This is a genomic window from Streptomyces mirabilis, assembly GCF_018310535.1.
In the GTDB taxonomy this organism is placed as follows: Bacteria; Actinomycetota; Actinomycetes; order Streptomycetales; family Streptomycetaceae; genus Streptomyces.
This window is the reverse complement of the sequence record NZ_CP074102.1, coordinates 2573443-2598971: the sequence shown is the minus strand read 5'-3', so window position 1 is coordinate 2598971 and position 25529 is coordinate 2573443. Positions and strand designations below refer to the sequence as shown.

The following is a 25529-nucleotide window of genomic DNA, read 5'->3' as shown; positions in this document are numbered from 1 at the left end:
CGCGTCTACCTCGTGTGAGCCTGCGAGGTATGCCGACGCACGAGCTGTACGCCAAGGATCCGGGAGACCCCCTCTGGCAGATACCGGCCTCAGGGGCGGCACGCTTCAGCTGGGAGTACGACGACGGCCGCGACCGACTCCTCGCCCTGTACCAGAAGGGCAAGGACAAACAGTGGGACGGCCAGAAGAGAATCGACTGGAACCTGGAGGTCGACCCCCACGACCCCCTCGGCACCCCCGACGAGTCGATGACCCTCTACGGGACCCCGCACTGGGCGAAGATGACCGACCGGGACAAGGGCGAGCTGCGCAAGCACTACGCGTCCTGGCAGTTCAGCCAGTTCCTGCACGGTGAGCAGGGGGCCATGGTCTGCGCGGCGCGCATCGTCGAGTCGGTCCCCGACCTCGACGCCAAGTTCTACTCGGCCACGCAGACGATGGACGAGGCCCGTCACGCCGAGATCTACGCCCGCTTCCTGCAGGAGAAGATCGGGATGCTCTACCCGATCAACGACAACCTGCAGTCCCTCCTCGGCGACACCCTCCGGGACTCCCGCTGGGACATGCCGTACCTCGGGATGCAGGTCCTCATAGAGGGCCTGGCCCTGGCGGCCTTCGGCATGATCAGGGACACCACCGACAAGCCCCTCCCCAAGCAGATCCTCGCGTACGTGATGCAGGACGAGGCCCGCCATGTCGCCTTCGGCCGGATGGCGCTGCGTGACTACTACACGCAACTCTCCGACGCCGAACTTCGCGAACGCGAGGAATTCGTCATCGAGGGCTGCTACTTGATGCGGGACCGGCTGCGCGGCGTCGAGGTCCTGGAGAACTTCGGCATCCCGAAGGCCGAGGCCGAGGAATACAGCGAACAGTCCGAATTCCTGCGCCTCTTCCGCCAGTTGCTCTTCAGCCGCATCGTCCCGTGCGTCAAGGACATCGGCCTGTGGGGCGAACGCCTCCAGCAGGCGTACGTGGACATGGGCGTCTTCGAGATGGGCGACTCCAATCTCGATCTGCTGATGGCCCAGGACGAGGAGGTGGCCGAGCGGCTGGACGCGGAGCGGTTCGCGACGGAGGAGAGGGAACGGGTGGCGGAGGTGGAGGAGATGATCGAGAAGGGCGGGGACTCGTAGGACGAACCGCCAGAAACGGCCTGCCCGAACACGCGTGCGCCGGCCCACTCGGACCGGCATGCTCACATCATGACATCCGCCCCGAACCCCCATTTCACACCACGCGCCCTGGCCCGCCGCAGCCTGGAGGGTCTGGCCCTGGGTGACGCCTTCGGCGAACGCTGGTTCCCCCTCTTCCGGGACCGCCCCCAGGCGTACGAGGAGATCCGCGCCCGGCGCACCCCCGAGGAACCGGAGTGGCACTGGACGGATGACACGGCGATGGCGCTCGGAATCGTCCGTGTCCTCGACGAACACGGCGAGATCCGGCAACCGGAACTGGCCCAGGCCTTCGCCCTCGGCTACGACGCCGACCCGGCCCGGGGCTATGGCTATGGCATGCACCAACTGCTCCCGCGCCTTCTCCAGGAGCCGGACCGCTGGGCGGAACTGGCACGCGGACTCTTCGACGGCGAGGGCAGCCTCGGCAACGGCGCGGCCATGCGGGTGGCTCCGCTGGGCGCCTGGTTCCGGCGCGACCTGCGCCGGGTGATCGCACAGGCGACGCTGTCGGCGGAGGTGACCCACGCCCACCCGGAGGGCATCGCGGGCGCGGTGGCGGTGGCCGTCGCGGCGGCGTTGTCGACTCGTCGGGACCTGATTATCGCCACGGTCGTCGAGGCCACGCCCGACAGCGCCGTCCGCGAGGGGCTGCGGCGTGCCGCGAGCCTCCCCTTCACCACCGAGCCCTGGAAGGCCGCGGACATCCTCGGCAACGGCCAACGCGTCCGCGCCGACGACACGGTCCCCTTCGCCGTCTGGTGTGCCGCCCGCCACCCCGACGACCTGACCTCGGCCCTGTGGACCACGGCGGAGGGCTTCGGCGACGTCGACACGACCTGCGCCATCACGGGCGGCATCGTGGGCGCCCGTACGGGAGTGAGGCACGTGCCCGAGGACTGGCTGAGCCGCCGCGAGGCGGTACCCGGCTCCTCCTAGGCCACTCTCGTCCTCAGTTGTTCCAGCTCTCGTCGTACGGGTCGTGCGGGGTCGGGACCGGCTTGGCCGCGGTGACGTCGAGGAACGGGATGCGGCCGTCGTTGACGGGGTCCTTGGTCTGCTTGGCGGTGTAGGTGCCGGTGACCTGGAGCCAGGTGTCGGGCTGAAGGACGGGCGGGATGTGGCCGGTCAGGCCGATCTTGACCGGCTGGGCGTCGGCGGCACAGCAGTTGAGGGCCATCCGGACCAGGTACGGGGTGCCGTCCTTGGCGAGGGCGACGAAGCCGGTGACTTCGACCCGCCGGTGGGCCAGGGTGCGGCCGTGGTCGTAGGCGGCGCGGCCCGCGTAGTCGACGACGCCGAGCGGGAGCGGGTCGGTGGCCGGCAGGGACGGGTAGGCGAGGGGCGCCTGCAGGGCCGTACCGGCGTGCATGGCGCTGTAGGAGCCCAGCGCGGGCGGGGAGACCAGGATCAGGGCGAGGAGGGGGAGGACGAGGAGCCAGGCGACACGGGGTTCGCGGTGGACGTGCCCGTGCCCGTCGCCGCCTTCACTCTCACTCCCACCCCGCCGCTCGTACCAGACCGTCGCCACCGCCGCCACGATCAGCACGACCCCGGCCGCCAGCAGCAACGGCCGCAACCCCGCCTTGACGTACCGCAGGTAGAGGTCGGTGAGCCCGGCGTGCAGGACCGCCGCGCCGACGAGGAACAGGACCGCCGCCTGTGCCTGCCGGTTCACAGCAGCACCGTCCCGACGAGGACCGAGCCGACGATGGCCAGGGCGAAGGTGGCGGGCGCGAACCGCAGGGCGAACCCGCGGCCGAACGTGCCCGCCTGCATGGCGAAGAGTTTCAGGTCGATCATCGGTCCCACCACGAGGAAGGCCAGCCGCGCGGTCAGCGAGAACTGGGTCAGCGAGGAGACGACGAACGCGTCGGCCTCGGAGCAGATGGAGAGCAGCACGGCGAGGACCGCGAGGGCGAGGATCGCCACCACCGGGTTGGCGGCCGCGGCGTGCAGCCAGGTCGCCGGTACGACGGCCTTCAGCGTGGCCGCCGCCATCGCCCCGATGACGAGGAACCCGCCGGCGTGCATCACGTCGTGCCGTACGGAACCCCAGAACGCGGCACCCTTGCCGAGCCCCTCGTGCGAGGGCCGGGCCGGCGGACGCATCCAGTCCGCCCGCCCCAGCCGCTGCCACAGCCACCCCATCACGCAGGCCACGAGCAGACTCGCCACGAACCGGGCGACGACCATCTCGGGGTTGCGGGGGAACGCGACGGCGGTGGCCGTCAGCACGATCGGGTTGATCGCGGGCGCCGACAGCAGGAACGCCAGCGCCGCCGCGGGCGTGACCCCCCGCCGTACCAGCGCCCCCGCCACCGGCACCGACGCGCACTCGCAGCCGGGCAGCACCGCGCCGGCCATCCCGGCGACCGGCACGGCCAGCGCGGGCCGCTTCGGCAGCGCCCGGGCGAAGAACGCCGGCGGCACGAACACCGCGATGGCCGCCGACAGCAGCACACCGAGGACGAGGAAGGGCAGCGCCTGGCAGACCACCGCGACGAACACGGTCATCCAGCTCTGCATCACCGGCGTCGACAGCGCCCGGCGGATCGGTCCCTGCGCCACCACCAGGACGAGCAGCAGCATGACCAGGACGAGCGGCGAGTTGAACTGCCAGCCCTGGGACGCGCCCGCCTGTTCCCTTGGGCCGCCCGGTGCGGCCGCCTGCTTTCGTGGACCGTCCGGTGCGTCCGCGTCGCGGTGGTCGGCCCCGGGCGGGGCCGCTTTGGTGATGCTCACGGGCGAGGTACCTCCGGCAGGGCACGGGCTGGAATCTCGTGGGTGGGTTCCCCTCCCCATAAATACGCCCGTATCGGTACGTCCGTTCAGGCGGGGCCGCTTATTCCCGACGGGCGGCCCCGGCTCCCGTCTCAGAACCCGAGTACCGCCTTCATCACCGCCTTCGCGATCGGCGCCGCGTCCCCGCCCCCGCTGATGTCCCCGCGGTCGGCCGCCGCGTCCTCGACGACGACCGCGACCGCCACCGCGGGCTCCATCGTGCCGTCCGCCTGGGCCCAGGAGATGAACCAGGCGTACGGCGTCCCCAGGTTGTCGATGCCGTGCTGGGCGGTCCCGGTCTTGCCGCCGACCGTCGCACCGGGAATCGCGGCGTTGGCGCCGGTGCCCTCCGTCACCACGTCTGTCATCAGCTCGCGCATCCGCATGGCCGTCGCCGGGTTCATCGCCTGGTGGAGCGTGCGGGGACCGGTCGTCGACACCATGCTGTCGCTGCGGGTGGTCGTCTTCTCCACCAGATAGGGCGTTCTGACGGACCCGCCGCCCGCGACGGCCGCCGAGATCATCGCCATCTGGAGGGGAGTGGCACGGGTGTTGAACTGACCGATGGAGGAGAGCGCGAGCTGCGCCTTGTCGAGTGTCGTGTCGAAGTTGCTGGGGGCGACGGAGAAGGGGATCCGCAGACGGTCGTTGAAACCGAAGTCCTCCGCCGTGCGGGTCATGTCGCTCAGCCCCACGTCCACGCCCAGCTTGGCGAAGACCGTGTTGCAGGACCACTCGAAGGCGTACCGCAGCGAGGCGTCCTCGCAGCCCTCGAGCTCGTTCGTCAGCCGGGTCGTGGTGCCGGGCAGCCGGTACGGGTCCGGGGAGGTGGTCGACGTGTCGAGGCCCGTCACCACCCCCGCGTCGAGGGCCGCCGCGGCCGTCACCACCTTGAACGTCGACCCGGGCGGATAGGTCTGCCGGATCGCCCGGTTGAGCATCGGCTTGTCCGCCGCCCCGTTCAGCCGCTCCCAGGCGTGCTTGACCGCCCTGCCCGTCCCGGACAGCTCACCGGGGTCGTACGACGGGGTGGAGACCAGTGCGAGGATCCTGCCGGTGGACGGCTCGACGGCGGCCACCGCCCCGCGCCGGGAACCGAGACCCTGGTACGCCGCGCGCTGTGCGGCGGGGTTGATCGTCGTGACCACCTTGCCGGCGGGGTTCTGGGCGCGGGTGGCGTCGTTCCACAGGGGGAACGGAGAGAGCAGCGGGTCGCTGCCGGAGAGGATGCCGTCCTCGGAGTTCTCCAGGAACGTCGTCCCGTACACCTGCGAGGCGAAGCCGGTCACGGGCGCGTACAACGGGCCGTCTGTGTAGGTCCGTTCGTAGCGGAGCTGCTGGCCGCTGTCCCTGGAGCCGGTGACCGGCCGGCCGCCGACGAGGATGTCACCGCGCGGCTGGCCGTAACGGGCGATCGTCTGACGGCGGTTGGCCGGGTTGTCGTCGTACGCCCCGGCCTGGAAGACCTGGATGCGGGTGGCGTTGACGAAGAGGGCCACCAGCAGCACGGCACAGAGAGCGGCGGCCCGGCGGATGTACTTGGTCATGGCGCCGCCGTCCCGTCGTACTGGCTGCGCGCCGAGTCACTGACGTGGATCAGCAGCGCGACGATGATCCAGTTGGTGACGACGGAGGAGCCGCCCTGGGCGAGGAACGGCATCGCCATCCCCGTCAGCGGGATCAGACCGGTCACACCGCCCGCGATCACGAAGACCTGGAGCGCCACGATCGAGGCGAGGCCGATGGCGAGGAGCCGTCCGAAGGGGTCGCGCAGGGCGAGGCCGGCGCGGTAGCCGCGTTCCACGAGGAGGCCGTAGAGAAGGAAGATCGCGCAGAGTCCGAAGAGGCCCAGTTCCTCGCCCGCGGTGGCCAGGATGAAGTCCGACTTGACGGCGAATCCGATGAGGATGGAGTGACCGAGCCCGAGGCCGGTGCCCAGCATCCCGCCCGCGGCGAACGCGAACAGGGACTGGGCGAGCTGGTTCGGCCCCTGGCCCGCCTCGATCGTCGCGAAGGGGTGCAGCCAGTCCTGCACCCGGCTGTGGACGTGCGGTTCCAGCCAGCCGACGGCCACCGCGCCCACAGAGGCGAGCAGCAGGCCCACGGCGATCCAGCCGGTGCGGCCGGTGGCGACGTACAGCATGATCACGAAGAGCCCGAAGAACAGCAGCGAGGTGCCGAGGTCCCGCTCCAGGACCAGGACCAGCACGCTCAGCAGCCAGATCGCGACGATCGGGCCGAGGACCCGGCCGGTGGGCAGCTGGAGCCGCTTGAACCGCCAGACGGGGCGGCCCGCGTAGGCGAGCGCGTTGCGGTTGGCCGCGAGGTAGCCGGCGAAGAAGACCGCGAGCAGCATCTTCGCGAACTCGCCCGGCTGGATGGAGAACCCGGCGATCCGGATCCAGATCCGGGCGCCGTTCACGGCGGGGAAGAGGATGGGCAGGACCAGCAGGCCGAGCGCCGTGACGACCGAGACGTAGGTGTAGCGCTGCAGGACGCGATGGTCGCGCAGGAAGAGGACGACCGCGATGAAGAGCGCGACGCCGAGCGTCGACCAGATGAGCTGGACGGGGGCGGCCCGGTCGCCCGGGGTCTCCAGGTCCAGGCGGTAGATCAGCACCAGGCCCAGGCCGTTGAGCAGGACGGCGATGGGCAGCAGCAGCGGATCGGCGTACGGCGCCCGCAGCCGCACCGCGAGATGCGCGAGGAGTGCGAGCACGCCGAGCCCGGCGCCGTAGACCGCGGCGCCGGGCGGGAGGGTGCCGTGCCGTGCGTATCCGACCGCGCAGTAGCCGAACACGGACAGCAGTACGGCCATGACGATCAGGGTGAACTCGATGCCACGGCGCCGGGGCAGGCGGACAGCTGGGGTGGGCGGGTCCGCTGCCACGGTCGTTCCCCGCGTACCGGGAATTCCGGGCATTCCGGGCTGAATCATGTCCGGAACGTAGCAAGCAGTGAACCTGATGTCCCGTTAGGTGGTGACAAACAGGCCGATCCGGTGGACGCGACCCGGCGTCAGCACCAGCGCGGGGACGGGCCGATGTTGTCGATGTGCTGCGCCGAGCCCCAGGACCAGGTGCCGTCGGTGATCAGGTACCAGATCGGGTTGCCGCCGACGCGCTCGCCCCTGGTCTTGCAGTAGATGTGGACCCGCTCGCGGAACGGCGCGATACGGATGATCCGGCTGCGACGGTCGGGCCGGTTGTGCAGCGCGAGGCCGTCGCGGGAGATGATCCGGCCCTCGAAGCGGCGGTGGTCGTCGAACCATCCGTCGTCGTACGGGTCGCCGAAGCGGTCGTCGCCCAGACCGTCGTCGTCGAAGTAGGGGTCGTCGCCGTTGTCCCAGTCGAGGTTGTCCCACTCGCGGATGGAGCTCCCGGAGTCGTCGGCGATGCCGGGTCCGGTGCCCGCGATCGCGGTGGGCTTGCCGGCGGCGAGGGCGGGTCCGGCGCCCGCGGCCGCGATGAGCGTGCCGGCGGCGAGCACCATCCCGGTGCGGGCAAGGGTGTGGCGCAGGGACATGGGGGCTCCTCCGGAAATGTGACTTATCTGACTGATCGCCACATTAGGAGTGGGCTGGGACATGCGCAGGCCGCACTGCGCCATCGGGGACGCGAGGACGCTCAGCGTGCCCCGGTCGGCCCTTCCCCGCCGCTCGGTCCGGGCGCGCCCCGCTCGTCCTGAGGAAGCGTCAGCGTCGCGATCGCACCGCCCTCGGGAGCGTTGGCGAAGACCAGCCGCGCGCCCAGCACCTCCGCCTGGCCGAGCGCGATCGTCAGCCCCAGCCCATGTCCCTTCGAACCGCCCTCCGTACGGAACCGCTGCGGCCCGTGCTCCAGCAGGTACTCCGGATAGCCGTCGCCGTGGTCCCGCACCGTCACCACCGGGCCGTCGACGGCCAGCACCACCGGGCCCGCCCCGTGCTTGTGCGCGTTGGCCACCAGATTGCCGAGCACCCGCTCCAGACGGCGCCGGTCGGTCTCCACCCGGGCGTCACGCACGACCCGCACCTCGGTCTCGGTGCCCGACGCCCGCACCACCCGCTCGGCCAGCGGGGCCAGCGGCTCCGAGTCCAGCTCCAGCAGCTCCCGCCCGGCGTCCAGCCGGGAGATCTCCAGCAGGTCCTCGGTGAGCGTCCGCAGCGTGGCCACCCGGTCGCGGACCAGCTCCGTCGGCCGGCCCGGCGGCAGCAGCTCCGCCGCCGCGTGCAGCCCGGTCAGCGGGGTGCGCAGCTCGTGCGCCACGTCCGCGGTGAAGCGCTGCTCGCTCATCAGCTTGCTCTGCAGCGAGGACGCCATCGTGTCGAGGGCCCCGGCGACCGCGGCCACCTCGTCCTGGGGGCCCGCCGGGTACCGCGTACGGGGGTCCACGGCCGTACGGGGATCGTTGACGCGCGCGTCCAGGTCGCCCGCGCTGATCCGCCGGGCCACCTGTGCCGTCGCGTGCAGCCGACGGGTCACCCGCGTCACCGCGAACACCCCCACCAGCAGCGTCGCGCCGATCGCCAGGGCCGAGGACCACACGATCGACCGGTCCAGGGCGTCGATGGCGTGCGCGCCCTGCGAGTAGTCGAACTGCACGGCGAGCGCCCGGCCGCCGCTCGCGGGTCCGGCCGCCCACATGGTGGGGTGCGGGTCGTTGTCCCCGACCATCGTGCCGCGGTGCCCGTCCGTCGCCAGCTCGCGCAGCGGCGCCGGCAGCCCCGGGAGATCCACCCCCGCGCCCGGCGGCAGCCGGTCGCCCGCCTCGTAGTCCGCCGTCACCTCCGCCAGCCGGTCGAGCGCCCGGCCGCGGGCCTCTCCGACGGTCTGGTTGGTCACCGAGACATGCACGAGCACGCCGAGCAGAGCGGCGAGACCGCAGCACATCACCGTGATGAAGGCGGCGGCCTTCCAGGTGAGGGTGGCGGCCCAGTGGGGGAGACGGCGGGGCGGCCGGAGGCGGCTCGGGGGCAGCCTCATGGGGCGCTCGCGGCGGTCGACGGTGTGGGGGTGGCGGAGGGGGAGGCCGACGGCGAGGCCGCGGGAGAGGCTGAGGGCGAGACCGGCGGGGCGGGGGGTGCCGAGGGGACGGGTGCGACGGTGCCGCGCCTGGTGGGCCTGGGCGTGCCCACGCGGAGGATCTCGTCCCGGGTCGCCAGCATCGCGTGCTGGTGCGGGTCCCAGGTCCACACCGTGCGGTACTCGTAGCCCGGCAGGGTCGAGGGCGAGCGGATGATCACGTCGCGGCCCGCGACCTCGACGCTGATCGTGCTGTCCGCGGTGCCCATGATCTGGACCAGCTTGTGGTGCTCGAAGGTGTACACACGCACCGCCAGCTGATTCTGCGGAAAGCGGATGCCGAGCAGCAGATCGTCCTTCCGGTCACCCGTGAGATCGCGGTAGTACGCCTGGAGGATCGGGCACTTCCCGCCGAGCGTGTCCTTGCCGGTGCAGTACTTGAGCTGCTGGGCCGTCTCACGGTACGGGGCGTGGACGGCGCTGTACTCGTCCGGGTGGCGGCCGACCTCGGCACGGAACACGGCGATCGGGTCCACCTTGTGGATGTCGTCGCCCGGCGCCGTGATGCCCGTGACCGTCTCGGTGTCCGCCTCGCCGTAGTCGAGGGCGGCCGTCGACGCGGGTGGCAGCTCGGGCCAGAGCCGGGCCGGGCCGACGGCGGTGGGCGTCGCCCCCGCGCCCCGCAGGGCACCGGAGTCGCCACAGCCCGCCACGGCCGCCGCCAGCAGGGCGACGAGGGCTGCGAGCACGAGGCGGCTGGGCCGGGTGGGGGTCACTGCTCTCCTGCGTCCGGGCCGGCCTCGATCCGGGGCCAGGGGGACGGCTCGGTGCGCGAGGTCGGCGTGAAATCGACGAAACCGACGGCCTACACCATATTCGTAGGGAAGTCCTTTTTGTTCGCGGGTGGGGCTGGTGAGAGGTGTGAGGCCGTGGGGTACCGGACGTGCGGGCGACGCAGGAGGGGGGCTACTCCGCCAGCTCCTCCAGGAGGCGGGCCGTGGGCAGACCGGCGCGCAGGTACTCCACGAACAGTTCGTTGTGCAGGGCCCAGGGCGAGCGGCGGCTCCGGATCAGCCGGATCGCCTCGTCGGAGCTGTGTCCCGCGAGGACCAGCGCGTGCGCGATCACGAGCCCCGAGCGGTTGTAGCCGTGATAGCAGCGGACCAGGACCCGGCGTCCCTCCTCCAGCGCGTCGTCCGCGGCCCGCGCGAGCCGGATCACCCCCGCGAGCTGTGTCCCGTCCAGGGGACCGTCCGGAATCGGCCACACGTGGTGCTCGACGCCCGGGTCGGGGCCGTGCCCCGGCAGCCGCAGCAGCGTCAGGACCAGGTCGAACTCATCCCTCACGACCGCGAATTCCGGCTCGCCGGTACGCCCCGCGAACGCGTGCCCGCCCATCCACAGGCCAGGCACGATCTCGCTCCACGGGCTGTCCGGAGCGGGCACATCGGGTTGCTTTCTGCGAGTCCGCAACAGCGCCTCCCACAACTCCCCCAACTGCTCACAAAGGTAACCGGGTTCTTGCCCCTGGAGCACCCCGCCTGTTCCCATGGTCATGGGGTGATGGTGCATGAACGGACTGCGCGTCATACCGACCTGGCGCCACGGGCAGGAGCGCCTGTACGTGTGCCTGACCGACGGGAGGAACGTCGCCTGGTACGACCGTGAGGCAGCCCGCGTCAATCTGCTCAGCGAGGAGCGGCGGGAGGACGTGCTCGACGCGCTCGGCCCGTTCCTGACCGGCCCTGTGACGGTGGGGCCCCCACCGGTCCCGACCCCCGCGGAACTGGCCCGGCTGACCCTCCACCCGGACGACGACCTCGCGCCGAACCGGCCCGGCGAGGCGCTGATGATCGACCTCGACCGCGACCCGGGACCGGCGCGCCGCCTGCGGCCCGACCCGCGACGCCGTGCGCTCGCCGCCGAGCAGGCGGTCGGGGAGGCACTGGACCATCTGGAGGACGCGGGCTGGCACACCCTCCACTCCATCCCGCTCCCCGGCGGCGACCGTGTCCACCACTTGCTGATCGGTCCCGGTGGCATCTTCGCCCTGCGCTCCCTGTACGCCCGCAAGCAGCGGGTTCTCGTCGCCGACCCCATGGTCACCGTCGGCCGCCGGGAGCCGTATCCGCTTCTGCGCCGGGTTCGTGCCGACGCCGACCGGGCCTCGTATGCGCTGACCGCCGAGGTCCACGCCGTCCTGGCCGTGGCCGGCCCCGCCGACCTCGATGTTCTCGCCCCCCTCCGTGAGGTCCGCGTCCTCCAGGACACCGACCTGTCCTCGTTGGCCGGCCTCGGGGGTGTCCTGAAGCCGGCGGACGTGGAGGCACTCCACGCGATGGCCCGCGACCGCCACACATGGCTACGAACATGACCCCGTAGACCCCGGATCCCTGTCCGCCGGTATGCGTTCGGCTGCGGGCGGGTGAGGGGCAGGTCGCGCAGTTCCCCGCGCTCCTGAAGACGCCCTGCGGGGGTCCAGGGGGCGCAGCGCCCCTTGGCGGGGTGGAAGGGGCGGAGCCCCTGGGATGGGACGGGTAGGGGCGGCGGGGGCGAGGGGCTGGTCGGTCAGGGGGACGGGGTGAGGAGGGGGGAGAGCAGGTCGCCGTGTCGGCGCAGGCGCGGAGCGATGTCGTCGGCGTGGAACACGAGCCGGGACGGGTCGCCGCAGGACGCGACCTCGTCCCAGGTGACGGGGGCGGACACGGTGGGCGCGGACCGCGCACGCAACGTGTACGGCGTGGCCGTGGTCTTCCGCGCGGCGTTCTGACTGTGGTCGACGAACACCTTCCCGGGCCGCAGACTCTTGGTCATCCGGTGTGTGACGAGCGCCGGCAACGCCCGCTCCGCCTCCACGGCCAGCTCCTTCGCATACGCGCTGACATCCGAGGACGGCATCCGCACCACCGTCGCCAGCAGATGCAGCCCCTTCGACCCGGACGTCTTCGCGTACGCCTCGATCCCGTCCGCAGCCAGCCGCTCCCGCAGCCACAACGCGACCTCGCAGCACTCGACGACCGTCGCCGGCGCCCCCGGGTCGAGGTCGAACACGAGCCGGTCGGCCAGACCGGGCGCGTCCACCTGCCACTGCGGCGTGTGGAACTCGGTGACGAGGTTCGCCGCCCACATCAGCGAGGGGAGGTCCTGGACCAGGACCATCCGGGCGGGGCCCTCCGTCCGGGGGACCTCGGCGGTCCGGACCCAGTCGGGTGTGCCGGGCGGCACGTTCTTGGTGAAGAAGACCTGTCCGTCCGGCCCGTCGGGGTAGCGGAGGAAGGAGACCGGCCGGCCGTGGAGGTGCGCCAGCAGGGGTTCCGCGACCGTCGCGTAGTAGTGCAGGACCTCACCCTTGGTGAAACCCGTCGCGGGGTACAGCACCTTGTCCAGATTGGTGAGCGCGAGCCGCCGCCCCTCCACTTCCGTGATCGGCGTCATACGACGAGAGTCGCATGAAACAGCCATCAAAGCGCCCAGATCGCCCCGCCGCTCCCGTGCGGATGTGAGGTCGCGCACACCCGTCTAGCCTGGCTTTCAACCGCATCCCGCGAGCCCGCGTCAGCAGGAACCACCAGGAAGGGTGCCGCACGTGCGATCCATCTGGAACGGCGCCATCTCCTTCGGCCTGGTCAGCATCCCGATCAAGGTCGTGAACGCGACGGAGAGCCACTCGATCTCCTTCCGCCAGGTCCACCTGGACGACGGCGGCCGCATCCGGTACCGCAAGTTCTGCGAACTGGAGGACCGCGAGGTCACCACCGGTGAGATCGGCAAGGCGTACGAGGACGCGGACGGCACGCTGATCACGATCACGGACGAGGAGCTGGCCGCGCTGCCGATCCCCACCGCGAGGACGATCGAGATCGTGGCCTTCGTACCGGCCGAGCGGATCGACCCGCTCCAGATGGACACGGCGTACTACCTGGCCGCGAACGGCGTCCCCGCCACCAAGCCGTACGTCCTGCTGCGCGAGGCGCTCAAGCGCAGCCAGAAGGTCGCCGTCGCGAAGTTCGCGCTGCGCGGGCGGGAGCGGCTCGGCATGCTGCGTGTGGTGGACGACGTGATCGCCATGCACGGGCTGCTGTGGCCGGACGAGATCCGGTCCACCCAGGAGGTCGCCCCGGACGCGACCGTGACCGTACGGGACAAGGAACTCGACCTGGCCGACGCCCTCATGGACACCCTCGGTGAGGTCGAGCTCACCGAACTGCACGACGACTACCGCGAGGCCGTCGAGGAACTCGTCGCCGCCAAGGCCTCCGGTGAACTCCCGGCCGCGCCCCCCGCCGGGGAGCGGGCCGGCGGCAAGGTGCTCGACCTGATGGCCGCCCTGGAGAAGAGCGTGCGCGCGGCCAAGGTGTCCCGGGGTGAGGAGACGGGCGAGGAGACCGGGGCGCGGACCGGCGGATCCGCAGAGGTCACCGCGCTGCCCTCCCGCAGGTCGGCCCGTACGGCGCCCAAGGAGGTCGGCGGGAAGAAGTCCACGTCGACCGCGAAGAAGACGGCGCCGAAGAAGACGGCCGCGAAGTCCACGGCGAAGTCGACGGGCCAGGCGGCCGGCAAGACGGCGGCCACCAAGTCCACCGCGAAGAAGACGGCGGCCAAGAAGGCGACCGCCAAGAAGGCGACGGGGAAGAAGACGGCCGCGAAGAAGGCCACCGCGCGGGGGCGCGCCTCGGCCTGACCGCCCCGGGGCACCCACGGGACCCGGGGCCCCGTCACCTCGTACGGCTCACCCCGTACGCCGCAGGGCGAGCACCGCATTGTGCCCGCCGAACCCGAACGAGTTGCTCAGGGCGAGGTCGCCGAGCGCGGGCAGCCGGCGGGGGTTCTTGGTCACCACGTCCAGGTCGATCGCGTCGTCCTGGTCGTCGCAGCCGATGGTGGGCGGAATGAGGCCGTGGTGGAGGGTGAGCACCGTGGCGACGGCCTCCACACCGCCGGCGGCTCCCTGGAGATGGCCGAGGTGGCCCTTCAACGCGGTCACGGGCACGCTCCCGCCGAGCACGGCGCGCAGCGCGCTCGCCTCGGCGAGGTCGCCGTCGACGGTGGCGGTGGCATGGGCGTTGACGTGGACGACGTCCACGACATGGGCACCGGCGTCGTGGACGGCCCGGCGCAGGGCCAGCGCCACGCCGCTGCCGGACGGGTCGGGCGCGGCCATGTGGTGGGCGTCGGCGGACAGCCCCCAGCCCGCGGCCTCGCAGTAGATGCGCGCGCCGCGTGCCCGGGCGTGCTCCTCGGCCTCCAGGAGCAGGAAGCCCGCGCCCTCGCCGTTCACGAAGCCGTCGCGGTCGCTGGCGAACGGCCGGGAGGGGCTGGTGGATCCGAGCTCGTGGGTGGAGAGCGCGCGCATGGCGGCGAACGAGGCCATGATCGCGGGGGTGACGACGGCTTCGGCACCTCCGGCGAGGGCGACGTCCACGCGGCCGTACCGGATCCGGTCGATGGCCTGTCCGATGGCCTCGGTGCCGGAGGCGCACGCGCTGGTCACGGTGCGGGCCTCGCCGGTGATGTGCAGCACCAGCGACACCTGGGAGGCGGCCTGCGAGGGCACGGTCATCGGTGTGGTGAGCGGGGAGACCGCGCGCGGGCCCTTGTCCCGCAGCTTGCGGTCGCCGCCGACGAGCACCGAGGCGTCACCGAGGATGGCCCCGACCGAGACGCCGACCCGCTCGGGCGCCAGCCCGCTCTCCGTGGTGCCGGCCGGGTCCAACCCGGCGTCCTGCCAGGCCTCCCGGGCGGCGAGCACCGCGAACTGGGCGGACCGGTTCATCCGCCGCGCCTGCGGCCGGGGCAGCAGCCCGACGGGGTCCACGGGCACGCTGCCCGCGATCCGCACGGGCAGTTCGGCGAACTCCTCGCCCTCCAACTCGCTTATCCCGCACCGGCCCTCGACCAGGCCCCGCCACAGCTCCTCGACCCCGACACCGAGCGGCGTCACGGCACCGAGCCCGGTGACGACGACCCGGCGGGGTGCGTACGCCTCGGCGGCCCGACGTGGGCGCGGGTGATGTCGTACGACATGTCCGCTTTGTGAGGCCTGTTCGGCCAAGTCCCGCAGTTCCTCGTCGGGGACGGGAGCCTCGGCCCGGCGGTCCAGGTCCCGGTGCCAGTGACCCCACCTACGGGTGTACGACTCCTCGACGGCCCGGGGGTCCACGGCGCGCAGTGAGGTGATGCGGTCGCCGTCCCGGAATTCCACAGGATCGAGGTCGGTGGAGGTGATCTCGGGAATTGCCCCGATATCCATTCGGCGGCTGGCCGTGGTCACTTGGTGGCCGCGTTCGAATACCTCGTCGTGATCAATTCCGCCGAGCGGCGGTCGCAATGTCAGGCGAATGGTGTGGGGGGTTTCGGGCAGGGTGTGCATCACCACGTACCAGGTGTTCTTCGCCACATCCTGTTCGGAGAGGGCGATTAGATCACCGGGGATCACTTCGGCGACGGTGACGGCGTGGGGCTGTACGGGAACGTCGGACGAACGGTGCATGGGGAGCGATTGCTTTCTGTGGGGATTTCCGTCCCCAACTTTCGGTGACAAAGTAGGAATTGCCTAGATGTCCCCACCGCATAGTGGGCAACGTCACCGAAAACAGTGATCAGTATTTCGCTCCCGTAACTCCAATACCGCCCCTGGTCGGACAACCGGATCCCGTGGCCGCCTAGTTCGTCGAAGTGCCGCCCCGGTGTGGGCGGCCCGGGCCGCGAAGCCCGGTGCCGCCCACCGGTACCGATGGGACGCCGCATCGCGAGGCGACCCGACCCGGAAGACGGGCCTAGGTCTTACGGTCCTGGAGCTGAGGGCGTTGCTTTTTGCCGCGCTCGCCGTTCTCGAGGTCGACCGCCCGGCCCCACCGTGTCGGTGGCGTGGGGGAGGGCGCCCAGGAATCGGCGGCGATCTCGCGGGAGTTGAGCACGTCGTCGCCGTAGAGATCCCGCAGCCAGCTGGCCTGGTAGATGGTGTCGAGGTAGCGCTCGCCGAGGTCCGGACCGATGGCCACCGCGGTGAGTTCGCGTGCGTCGTGCCGGTTCAACCAGTCCGTCGCGCCGCTGACCACCGTGCCGGTGGAGCCGCCGAACACGAATCCGCGTCTGGCCAGCCGGTGGCAGGTACGGACGGTGTCTCTCTCCTCGACCCGTATCACTTCGTCCACGTAGGACTCGTCGAGCAACGGCGGGCGCATGCTCATCCCGAGGCCGGGAATCATCCGGCGGCCGGGCGGCCCACCGAAGGACACCGAGCCCACGCTGTCCACCGCGACGACCCGCACCGGCCGGTGCCACTCCCGGAAGAAGCGCGCGCAGCCCATCAGGGTGCCGGTGGTGCCGGCCCCGACGAACAGCACGTCCAGCTGCGGGAACTGACGGGCGATCTCCGGCGCCGTCCTGCGGTAGTGCGCCTTCCAGTTGCTCGGATTGGTGTACTGGCTGAGCCACACGTACCGGGGGTCGGAGGCGCACAGCGCACGCACGTACTCGATCCGCGCGCCGAGATAGCCGCCGTTGCTCTCCTGCTGACCGGCGATCATGTGCACCTGGCTGCCCAGGGCCTCCATCATCATCCTGGTCGACAGGTTGCCGCGGGAGTCCGTCACGCACAGGAACCGGTAACCCTTGCTCGCCGCGATCATGCTCAACGCCACGCCGAGGTTCCCGGACGAGGACTCGACCAGGATCGAATCCGGCTTCAGAACTCCGTCCCGCTCGGCGGCCTCCACCATCTCGAGGGCGGCCTTCATCTTGATGGAGCCGGCGAAGTTGAAGCCCTCGCACTTCAGGAAGAGCGTATGCCCGATGATCGCCCGGAGGTCGACATAGAGATCCTCTTCGTTGAAGGCCTGGGGAACGGAAATGACGGGCACGACGGTCTCCTCAATCTGGAGCAGAGCACTTTCGGAATGTCCGTCCGACCGTGGGCGGGCTTCTCGGTTCTGTGGGCGGGAGCCCGTGTCCATCCGAGTCGGACAGGGCCCTGCGTCAGGGGTCGCTGTCTTCTGCGGCCCGGGTTCGCGGCCGGCTCATCCGTACCGGCTCAGTTCGTGGAAGAAGTCGTCGACGACGTGCAGCTCTCCGCAGCGGGTCACTTCGTCGTAGACGTACTTGCCGACCGCGAGGTCGAGCACCCCGAGGCCGAAGGGCGAGAACACCACCGGCCGGTCCGCCGGCACGGTCACCCGCCCGGCCATCACGTCGTCCAACGTGCCGTGCACGAAGTCCCGGTTGCCCGTGAGCTGCTCGGCCAGATGCGGCGAGGTGTCGGCCTTCAGGCAGTGCTCGACGTCGTCGACGATGTTGGTCGAGGCGAGCAGGATCTCCGGCGCGAGGTCGCGCAGCGACACATGCAGCACCACCGGATTGTGATCGAACCAAGACAAATCACTGACGTGCGGCTGCCCGGCGACCGTGGCGAAGACCACCAGGTCGCTGTTGCGGATCAACTGCTCGGCGTTGTCGTGCACGGTGACCCGGCCGGTGGCGCCCGACTGCTCCAGGTAGCACCGGAAACCCGCCGCGCTGTCGGTGGACAGGTCGTGCACACCGATCTCGTCGAACGACCAGCCGGTGCCGACCAGGAACGTGTGGATGTACCGGGCGATCAGGCCCACCCCGAAGAAGCCGACCCGCGTCGGTCGCGGCCGGTCGCGGCTGAGCCGGTCGGCGGCCGCGGCGGCCGACGCGGCCGTCCTGGTGGCGCTGATGATGGAGCTCTCCAGACAGGCGAACGGGTAGCCGGTGTCATGGTCGTTCAGGATCAGTACGGCCGAGGCCCTCGGGACACCGGCCTTCACGTTCTCCGGGAAGCTGGAGATCCACTTCAGGCCGTCCACCCGCACCTCCCCGCCGATCGAGGCGGGCAGCGCGATGATCCGGGAGGACGGGCGGTCGGGGAACCGCAGGAAGTACGAGGGCGGGTTCACCGAGTCACCGGCGCCGTGCACCCGGTAGGTGGCCTCGACCAACTCCACGATCTGCTTCTCGCGTCCGCGCAGCGCGCGCTGGACCTGGGCACCGGGGATCACCGCGAACGGCGGCACGGTGATCGGCGGGGCCGGCGCGGGCTCCGGTGCGGTGGAACGGATGGTGGTCATGACGCGGTCACCTCGACGGTCGGAGAGCAGTCGGTCAGACGCACCGGGTCGGCCAGGGCGACGAGCACTTCGCGTGGTCCCTCGAAGGGCTCCCTGCTGTGCGCGGTGCGGATGTTGTCGACGAGCATCAGGTCGCCCGCCTGCCACGGCTCGCGTGCGGTGTGGGCCTCGTAGACGCTGTTGAGCAGTTCCACGACGTCCTCGCCGATCGGGTCGCCGTTGCCGAAGCGGGTGTTGAACGGCAGTCCGTCGGCCCCGTAGACGTCCATCAGGTACTCACGCACCTCGGGGGCCATCGTCCACTCGTTGAGGAACGCGATCTGGTTGAACCAGCAGCGGCGGCCGGTGACCGGGTGACGCACCACGGCGCTGCGGCGCTGTCGGGTGCGCAGCCCACCGTCCGGCTGCCACTCGAACGCGATCGCGTTGGCGCGGCAGTAGCTCTCGACGGCACCACGGTCCTCGGTGCCGAACGCCTCGGCCACGGACGCCCCGATCTCGTCGTTGTAGCTGCGAGTGAGCAGCCAGCCCTCGCGCTCGAAGCGTTCGGTCAACTCGGCGGGCAGCGCGTCGAGCACGGTCGGCGAGTCGGCGACCGCGGTCGCCCCTCCGTCGGTGGGCGCGCTCAGACAGGCGAACATCATCAGGCCGGGGAACTCGAGCGTGTAGCTCAGTTCGTGGTGCATGCACATCGGCTGGTTCGGCGGCCACTTCGTCGAGGAGTACACGCCGTCGGAGTAGGTCCGCCGGGGCGCGAAGACCTCCTTCTCGGTCATCAGACCGGTGGCGAGCTTCGAGAAGACGGCACCGGTCTCGGCCGCGTCGCGCAGCCCGAGGCCGCGGACCAGGACGCAGCCGTGCTCGGCGACGACGGCGCGCAGTGCGTCCCGGTGCCCGGCTGCCCAGCTCGCCGCGCCACCGGTGGCCTCGGCCCGCAGGAGCGGAGGTCTGCCGGACTGCAGTTCCACGTCGACCATCGACGCCGTGGAAGTGGACGACATCTCGATTTCCTTTCCGTAGCCACTCAGTCGGTTGTCACTCGGTCAGTCACTCGGCGGTCAGTCACTCGTCGGTCGGTCACTCGTCGGTTGTCACGAGTCAGTTGTCACTCAGGAAGGAGCGAACAGTTCGGCGGCGCGCAGAACGGCCTGTGCCGCTTCGGCCGGACGGGTGCGTGGGAAGTAGTGGCCGCCGTCGGCGAGCTCGTGCAGGTCGACCTGTTCGGCCAGGAGCTGCCAGTCGCGGTAGCGGTGCGGGTGGTCCGCCGTGCTCGGGTCGTCGGCGGCGACGACCACGGTGACCGGAGCGGACAGCTTCGGCGTCGGCGGGTTGTCCAGGAGGCCGGCGAAGTAGCGGTGTGCGGACACGCAGTCGTGCCGGTAGGCGGCACCCACGTGCTCGGCGTGCCGCGCGTCCAGCTCACCGAGTTCGGTGTACCCGCCGGCCGCGCTCAGCTTCGCGGCGACCTCGGCGTCGCTCAGTTCCGTCAGCTCGTCGATCGCGGCGCGCCGCCGGGCGGCGTCGCCGAGCAGTTGCGCGCCGAGGAACACCCGCTGGACGTCCACCCCGCGCTCCTGGAGCCTTCTGGCCGTCTCCACGGCCGGCGCGGCGCCCGAGGAGTGGCCCCACAGCAGGACCCTGGTCAGGCCTCGTCGGACGATCTCGTCGACGACCTGTTCGACCACTTCTGTCATCGGTGCGAACGGTTCACTGCCGGCTGCCATGTCGTGACCGGGCAGCTCGACGGCGTGGACGGCGGGCCCGTCGGCCGGCAGCGCCCTGGCCAGCGGCTGGAAGTTCACCGCGTTGCCGCCGGCGTACGGGAAGCACACCAGGGCCCCGGCCCGCGCATCGTCCGATTCCGACAGCGGGTGCAGCAGCCCGGGGTGCCGCTCGGACCTGCCGTCGACCAGCCCGGCCAGGTCGGCGAGGACCGGGTGACGGGTGACGTCCTTGAGGGACACCGCACGGTCCAGGGTGATCGCCAGCTTCACCGCCGACAACGAGGTGCCGCCCCGGTCGAAGAAGTGGTCCCGCCGTCCGATCTGGTGCTGCGGAATGCCGAGCACCTTCGCCCACGCGGCCGCCAGCCGGTGTTCCGTCGGTGTGTTCGGCGCCTGGTAGTCGTCCTGGACGACGCCGAGTTCTCCGGCGAGCGTCTGCAGGGTCTTTCTGTCGATCTTGCTGTTGGCGGTCAGCGGCAGGCGTTCGCGCCAGTGGAAGGCCGACGGGACCATGTACTCGGGCAGCGACTCGCCGAGCCGGGCCGGCAGGACGTCGCCGTCGAGGGCCCGCGGGCCCGAGTAGAACGCCACCAGGTGCTTGCTCTGGTCGGCCCGCTCGGCGACGACCACCGCGCCGTCACGCACCCCCGGCACCCGCAACAGGGTGTTCTCGATCTCGCCGATCTCGATCCGGAAGCCACGGATCTTGACCTGGGTGTCCCGGCGGCCCAGGAACTCCAGCTTGCCCCCGGGCTGCCAGCGGCCGTAGTCGCCGCCCCGGTAGAGCCGGGCGCCCTCACGGTGCGGATCGGTCAGATAGGCCTGCCGGGTGCGCTCGGGGTCGTTGATGTAGCCGCGGCCGACGCAGACGCCGGAGAACACGATCAGGCCGGGGGCGCCGAGCGGTACCGGGGTGAGGTGCTCGTCGACGACGTAGACGCGCACGTTGTTGACCGCGCGGCCGAGCAGGATGCGGTCCGGAGCCCGGTCCATGACCTCGTGGTTGGTGTCGTCCGAGGTCTCGGTCAGCCCGTAGGCGTTGACCAGCTTGATCCCGGGCTGGACGGCGAACCAGCGCTCCGTGAGCTCCTTCTTCAACGCCTCGCCGGTGACCGACACGCATCGCAGGTCCGGCAGTTCGCGGGGGCGCTGCCGCAGACAGGACACGACGACGTCCAGGTACGAGGGCACGACTTGGAGGACGGCGACCCGGCCTTCGACGATCTTGTCGACGAACCGCTGGACGTCCAGGATCACCTCCTGCTCCACCAGCAGGGTCCGCCCGCCGACCAGGAGTCCGGACACCAGTTGCCACAGCGAGATGTCGAAGCACTGGGGCGCGGTCTGCGCGACCACCTGTCCCTCGCCGAGCCCCAGGTCGTCGATCTTGGCGTAGAGGTGGTTGAGCATCCCCGCGTGCTCGCACATCGCGCCCTTCGGCTCACCCGTGGAGCCGGACGTGAAGTAGATGTAGGCGAGTTGGTCCGGTGCGACGGGCACGCCCGGATCGTCGTCGGCGTGGTCCTCCGCGTAGGCCGCGTCGATGAAGACCTTCCCGATCCCGGGCAGGGACTCCAGGGCCTGGTCGAGGGTGGTGGTGCTGCCGTGTTCGGTCAGCACGAAGGCGCACTCGGCGCGAGTGAGCGTGGTGGCGATGCGGCCGGCCGGGAAATGCGGCTCGATGGGCAGGTACACGCCCCCGGCCTTGAAGACCGCCAGCACGGCGGCCGGCCAGTCCAGGTTGCGTTCGGTCACCACCGCGACCACGCCCTCCCGGCGCAGCCCCCGCGCCAGCAGCGCGCGTGCCAGCCGGTTGGCCCGGGCGTTGAGCTCTCGGTAGGTCCACCGCCGTTCACCGTGTACGGCGGCGACGGCGTCCGGGTGTTCCCGCACCCTCTGTTCGAACAACTCGTGCATCCGGCGGTCCGGCAGGTCCCGGTGGGGTCCGGCGAGCCCTTCGAGCTGGAAGTGGAGTTCCTCGGCGGAGAGCAGGATCTGCCGTCCGTGCTCGGCATCCGGACCGACGGCGATCCGGGCGAGCGCGGTGAGGTGGTAACCGGCGATCCGGGCAGCGCAGTCCGCGTCGAGTACGTCGGTCCGGTACCGCAGCCGCAGCACGAGCCGGTCGTCCCGCCACGAGAACCCGACCCACAACACGGTGTCCTCGGCCAGGTCACCGCCCACACCGCCCGGATCGAACACGGCCTCGAAGGGCGGTTCGGTCAGGCCCAGTTCGCGCCTGAGCTCGTCGACCGGGAAGTCCTTGTGCGACAGCAGCTCCGACGCGGCCCGATGGGCGTTCAGCAGCAGCGTCCGCCACGTCGAGGGTTCGGTCGTCAGCCGGCAGGGCAACGGCCGGCCGCCGTCGACGGGGACGTAGCCGGACACGACCTCGCGCTCACCGGACAGCGCGGCGAGCACCTTGGCGTGCGCGGCCAGCAGCACCGAGTCGAGCGGTACCGCCAGGTCCTGCGCCAGCCCGCGCAACGGTCCCGCGACGTCCTCCGGGACCGTCGTCTCGTGGTCGGCGACGCCCGCCACCGGATGGGGCGTCCACCGCGGCAGCGCGGTGAACCCACCGGCCACGAGCTGACCGCGCCAGAACTCCCGATCGGCTTCCACTTGCACTCTCATCGCATCTTCCCGTTCACTCACTGGACCTGCCGGCCGGGGCGGTCACGCTGTGCCTCGTACGCCAGTGCGGCAGGCTGATAGGGGGTGTCGCGCATCTCCGCCGCGGGATTTCCGCCCCACCGGGCGCGCTCCGGGACTTCCTCGCCCTTCATGAGGAAGGAGTCGGAGGCGAGTTCCGCGCCGTCGCCCATCGTCACGCCGTAGTGGACGTGGGCGCCGACACCGAGCGTGGAGCCGGCGCCGATCGTGCTGCGGTCGGACTTGAAGGTGCCGTCCTCCTGCGAGTGGCACTGGATCTTGCTTCCCGCATTGAGCGTGCAGTCGCTCCCGATGGTGGTGAGCATCCGCTCGGTCAGGTGGCAGCCGTCGTCGAAGACCCTGCTGCCGATCCGAACGCCCAGCATGCGCCAGATCAGGTTCTTGAAAGGGGTTCCGTTGAAGATGTTGAGGTAATTCTCGGGCACCTTCCAGAGGCGCTCGTGCCACCAGAAGTACGGTTCGTAGATGGAACACAACTGCGGTTGCAGCCCGCGGAATGCCATGATGCAGCGCTCCACCAGCACGAAGTAGACAGGCGTGAAAGCAAGGCTGAACACCAGGAACACGGCGATCAGTACCTGTCCGTAGGAGTCGTACAGATCGACGTCGGCGAGAGCGACCACCGTGAGGACGAAGAAGTAGATCCACCGCACCATCAGGAAGAGGACCATCGAGCGCATGTTGTAACGGTTCTTCGCGGCGAGACTGCGACGGAACTCGTCGCCGTTGCGGAGATGGTCGAACCGGGAATCGCGCTCGACCGACCGGGGAATCTCGAAGCACGGCGAGCCCAGCAGGCCCACCCCCTCGCGCACCTCGCCCTCGAGCGGAATCATCACCTTCGTCGCGAGGAGACAGTTCTCGCCCGTCCTGGCCCCCGAGGGATAGGCGATGTTGTTCCCGATGAAGTTGCGTGGTCCGATCGAGGCCCTGGACACCCGGAAAGAGGAGCTCGAGTAGTCCGCGTTGACGATGGAGAGCCCGTCGGCGACCATCGTGCCGCTGCCGACGGAGCACAGATACGGGGTCTCGTGCTGTACTTCCGTGCCGAAATTCGACCCGGTCTGTTCGATCCGGGACAAGTCGTATCCGAGGCCGCGCAGATAGTAGACGATGTAGGAGCTGTCACCGAGCAGCCATTTGAAGAACTTGATGTTGGTCATGCGCCCGATCGCGCGGAACGTCGAGTAGTGAAAGCCGTACAGCGGGTAGACCTTGTCCGGCTTGATGACCAGGTTCAGCAGGCGCGGAACGGTGAACAGCACGGCCACGCCGAAGACGACGAAGCCGAAGAACAGCGTGAAGGACAGGACCAGCGCGTCGCCGTAGAGACTCGGTGCGGTGAACCCCACCGAACCCGGGCCCAGCCGGTCGTGCAGCGCCGGAATCAGGTCCAACAGCAAGTACGCGCCCCCGACCATCAGCGGCACGTAGAGGAAGAACACCTGAAGCAGGGTGACGAAACCGAAGCCGGCCCGGCGCAGTGTGCCGCACGCGGTCGGCTCGACCCTCACGTAGTCGTGCTCGGTGGGCTGTGCCGGGGATCCGTGCCACTGTTGGCCGTCCGGAACCGCCTGGCCGCTGTACAGCGTGGACGTGTGGCCGAGCTGCGCCCCGTCGCCCATCGACGTGTCGATGTCGAGCACGGTCTTCTCGCCGATGAACACGTCCCGGCCCAGGGTGACCCGGCCGGTCTGGATGCGGCCGGCGTGCGCCCGGTAGCAGTGGAAGAACGAGTCCTTGCGGATCACCGTTCCGGCGCCGATCGTGAGCAGGTCGGGGCAGGCCGGAGTCTGGCGGGAGAGGATCGTGACTCCCTTGCCGATCCGGGCGCCCAGGGCGCGTAGGTACAGCACATACAGGGGATTTCCGATGAAGAAGATCATCGGGTTGGCGTGGATCAGCGCCTTGACGGTCCAGAAGCGCAGATATGTCAGTCCCCAGATCGGGAACTCGCGCGGTTTCCACCGGCCGACGAGAATCCATTTGGCCACGATCGGGAAGGTGCACAGAGCGACGAATCCGATGGAGCCGAAAACGAGCGATCGTAGGTAGATGCCGATCGCGTTCGAGCCGGCGGACACCCATCCATAGCCTCGGTCGGCGACAATTCCGGCGAGGAATGAATATCCCAGGAAGAACAAGAACTGAAGCGTTCCGCAGAGGACGTACCGCGCCGTCCCGGCCCGGGTCACCACCGTGGCCGGCACCGGATCCGACGACTCGGAGGGAAGCGGTTCGGCGTCCCCGAGTCCCGTCGCCAGGCTTCGGATCGTCGGGTGCCGGTAGATGTCCTTCATCGACGCCGACGGGAGATCCGGCCGCTTCCTGACCCGTGCACAGAATTGGGCCATCACCAATGAGTTGGCGCCGAGGTCGTCGAAGAAGTGACTCTCGACCGATACTTGTTCGACGTGGATGACGCCGGCCAACACCTCGGCGAGCTCTCTCTCGATGTCGCTCTTCGGTCCGGTGTATCCACGCTTGTCGAGTGCGGATTCACCCGGACCAGGCGTCAGGACTTCGACGGACTTCTCCTCCATACGAGCTCCTTGAGGAACTTTCGAACGCCGCCTGGAAATACGGTCGACGCCCTGCACTCGCGCTTTTTGATGGCCGGAGCGAGTAATCCGGAAGCCATGAGGTCGGAATCTGTTGTCCGGTCACAAAACAGGTCCGGTCACAAGACCGTTGCCTCAGTCTTATCCGCCCACCCGTGGGGCTGCCACTCGAACCGGATCGTGTCGGTATGGCACTGTCCTTCGACGGCGTCAGGGGGTTCTCGCTGCTGACGCCCGACGCCCGCCACACAGAGCGCTCGGCACCCGTTTTCACTCCTCGTCCACCATCCCGCCCGACGGCCCGGCGACGAGTTGCGCGGGGGATTCGCCTTACTGCGTACGGGTGACGTGTACCTGATCCGGGAGGGCGGGTGGACGCCGCCGACGGAGTCGCGGACGTGGAGAGCTGTGGGGAGGCGGAGGGTTGTGGGGACGTGGAGAGCTGTGGGGAGGCAGAGGGTTGTGGGGACGTGGAGAACTGTGGGGAGACAGAGGGCTGTGGGGACGTGGAGGAGAGGCG

General features: G+C 70.2%; 19 protein-coding genes. 4 read left to right on the top strand and 15 right to left on the bottom strand.

Translation table 11 applies throughout. The features are described 5' to 3' along the window. Positions 1–29: 29 nt before the first annotated feature. Together SMIR_RS11235 and SMIR_RS11230 are read left to right on the top strand one after the other, a co-directional pair. Positions 30–1136, top strand: coding sequence for a ferritin-like domain-containing protein (locus tag SMIR_RS11235; protein WP_168495484.1), 1107 nt, complete (start codon positions 30–32; stop codon positions 1134–1136). 69 nt (positions 1137–1205) lie between these two features. Further along, positions 1206–2114, top strand: coding sequence for an ADP-ribosylglycohydrolase family protein (locus SMIR_RS11230; protein WP_168495486.1), 909 nt, complete (start codon positions 1206–1208; stop codon positions 2112–2114). Positions 2115–2127: 13 nt separating this feature from the next. On the opposite strand, the gene SMIR_RS11225 is transcribed toward SMIR_RS11230, so the two are convergent. From SMIR_RS11225 to SMIR_RS11190, 8 genes are all read right to left on the bottom strand, one after another. After that, a complete protein-coding gene (locus tag SMIR_RS11225; protein ID WP_168495488.1) occupies positions 2128–2853 on the bottom strand; it encodes a TIGR03943 family putative permease subunit in 726 nt (241 codons plus the stop codon). Continuing rightward, complete coding sequence (locus SMIR_RS11220; protein ID WP_248003121.1) at positions 2850–3920, bottom strand: permease; 1071 nt, start codon at positions 3918–3920, stop codon at positions 2850–2852. Before SMIR_RS11220 ends, SMIR_RS11225 begins: the two co-directional genes overlap by 4 nt. Before the next feature lie 131 nt (positions 3921–4051). Further along, a complete protein-coding gene (locus SMIR_RS11215) occupies positions 4052–5506 on the bottom strand; it encodes a penicillin-binding transpeptidase domain-containing protein (protein WP_212726946.1) in 1455 nt (484 codons plus the stop codon). Then, entirely contained in the window at positions 5503–6897 is a 1395-nt protein-coding gene (locus SMIR_RS11210) for an FtsW/RodA/SpoVE family cell cycle protein (protein ID WP_168495494.1), read from the bottom strand. Before SMIR_RS11210 ends, SMIR_RS11215 begins: the two co-directional genes overlap by 4 nt. 80 nt (positions 6898–6977) lie before the next feature. Continuing rightward, positions 6978–7484: an SH3 domain-containing protein gene (locus SMIR_RS11205; protein WP_168495496.1), complete on the bottom strand. Its 507-nt coding sequence runs from the start codon at positions 7482–7484 to the stop codon at positions 6978–6980. A 101-nt stretch (positions 7485–7585) separates the two neighbouring features. Beyond that, positions 7586–8923 carry an ATP-binding protein gene (locus tag SMIR_RS11200; RefSeq protein ID WP_212726945.1) on the bottom strand — a complete coding sequence of 446 codons (1338 nt, stop codon included), beginning with the start codon at positions 8921–8923 and terminating at the stop codon, positions 7586–7588. Then, positions 8920–9738, bottom strand: coding sequence for a hypothetical protein (locus SMIR_RS11195; protein ID WP_168495497.1), 819 nt, complete (start codon positions 9736–9738; stop codon positions 8920–8922). The genes SMIR_RS11200 and SMIR_RS11195 overlap by 4 nt, the downstream gene beginning before the upstream one ends. A gap of 190 nt (positions 9739–9928) precedes the next feature. Further along, positions 9929–10435 (bottom strand): protein-tyrosine phosphatase family protein, encoded by a 507-nt coding sequence (locus SMIR_RS11190; RefSeq protein ID WP_212728349.1) that lies wholly within the window; start codon positions 10433–10435, stop codon positions 9929–9931. A 97-nt stretch (positions 10436–10532) separates the two neighbouring features. Here SMIR_RS11190 and SMIR_RS11185 point away from each other — a divergent pair, with 97 nt between their 5' ends. Continuing rightward, complete coding sequence (locus SMIR_RS11185) at positions 10533–11336, top strand: nuclease-related domain-containing protein (protein ID WP_168495500.1); 804 nt, start codon at positions 10533–10535, stop codon at positions 11334–11336. A 194-nt stretch (positions 11337–11530) separates the two neighbouring features. Here SMIR_RS11185 and ligD read toward each other — a convergent pair whose 3' ends face one another. Continuing rightward, a complete protein-coding gene (gene ligD / locus SMIR_RS11180; RefSeq protein ID WP_168495502.1) occupies positions 11531–12397 on the bottom strand; it encodes a non-homologous end-joining DNA ligase in 867 nt (288 codons plus the stop codon). A gap of 151 nt (positions 12398–12548) precedes the next feature. On the opposite strand from ligD, the gene ku reads away from it, so the two are divergent. Further along, complete coding sequence (gene ku / locus SMIR_RS11175; RefSeq protein ID WP_527252121.1) at positions 12549–13643, top strand: non-homologous end joining protein Ku; 1095 nt, start codon at positions 12549–12551, stop codon at positions 13641–13643. A 48-nt stretch (positions 13644–13691) separates the two neighbouring features. Here the strand turns inward: ku and SMIR_RS11170 are convergent, their stop codons facing one another. From SMIR_RS11170 to SMIR_RS11145, 6 genes are all read right to left on the bottom strand, one after another. Continuing rightward, the gene (locus SMIR_RS11170; RefSeq protein WP_212726943.1) at positions 13692–15452 is read right to left on the bottom strand and encodes a beta-ketoacyl-[acyl-carrier-protein] synthase family protein; all 1761 of its coding nucleotides are present in this window, start codon (positions 15450–15452) and stop codon (positions 13692–13694) included. 286 nt (positions 15453–15738) lie between these two features. Beyond that, the gene (gene sbnA, locus SMIR_RS11165) at positions 15739–16824 is read right to left on the bottom strand and encodes a 2,3-diaminopropionate biosynthesis protein SbnA (RefSeq protein WP_168495508.1); all 1086 of its coding nucleotides are present in this window, start codon (positions 16822–16824) and stop codon (positions 15739–15741) included. Between the two features lie 156 nt (positions 16825–16980). Further along, positions 16981–18051: a 2,3-diaminopropionate biosynthesis protein SbnB gene (sbnB, locus tag SMIR_RS11160; protein WP_168495510.1), complete on the bottom strand. Its 1071-nt coding sequence runs from the start codon at positions 18049–18051 to the stop codon at positions 16981–16983. After that, positions 18048–19052 carry a TauD/TfdA family dioxygenase gene (locus tag SMIR_RS11155; RefSeq protein ID WP_168495512.1) on the bottom strand — a complete coding sequence of 335 codons (1005 nt, stop codon included), beginning with the start codon at positions 19050–19052 and terminating at the stop codon, positions 18048–18050. Before SMIR_RS11155 ends, sbnB begins: the two co-directional genes overlap by 4 nt. A 108-nt stretch (positions 19053–19160) precedes the next feature. Then, positions 19161–22409, bottom strand: a complete 3249-nt coding sequence (locus SMIR_RS11150; protein WP_212726942.1) for a non-ribosomal peptide synthetase — start codon at positions 22407–22409, stop codon at positions 19161–19163. A 17-nt stretch (positions 22410–22426) separates the two neighbouring features. Then, positions 22427–24991, bottom strand: coding sequence for a Pls/PosA family non-ribosomal peptide synthetase (locus SMIR_RS11145; protein WP_168495516.1), 2565 nt, complete (start codon positions 24989–24991; stop codon positions 22427–22429). Positions 24992–25529 lie beyond the last annotated feature (538 nt).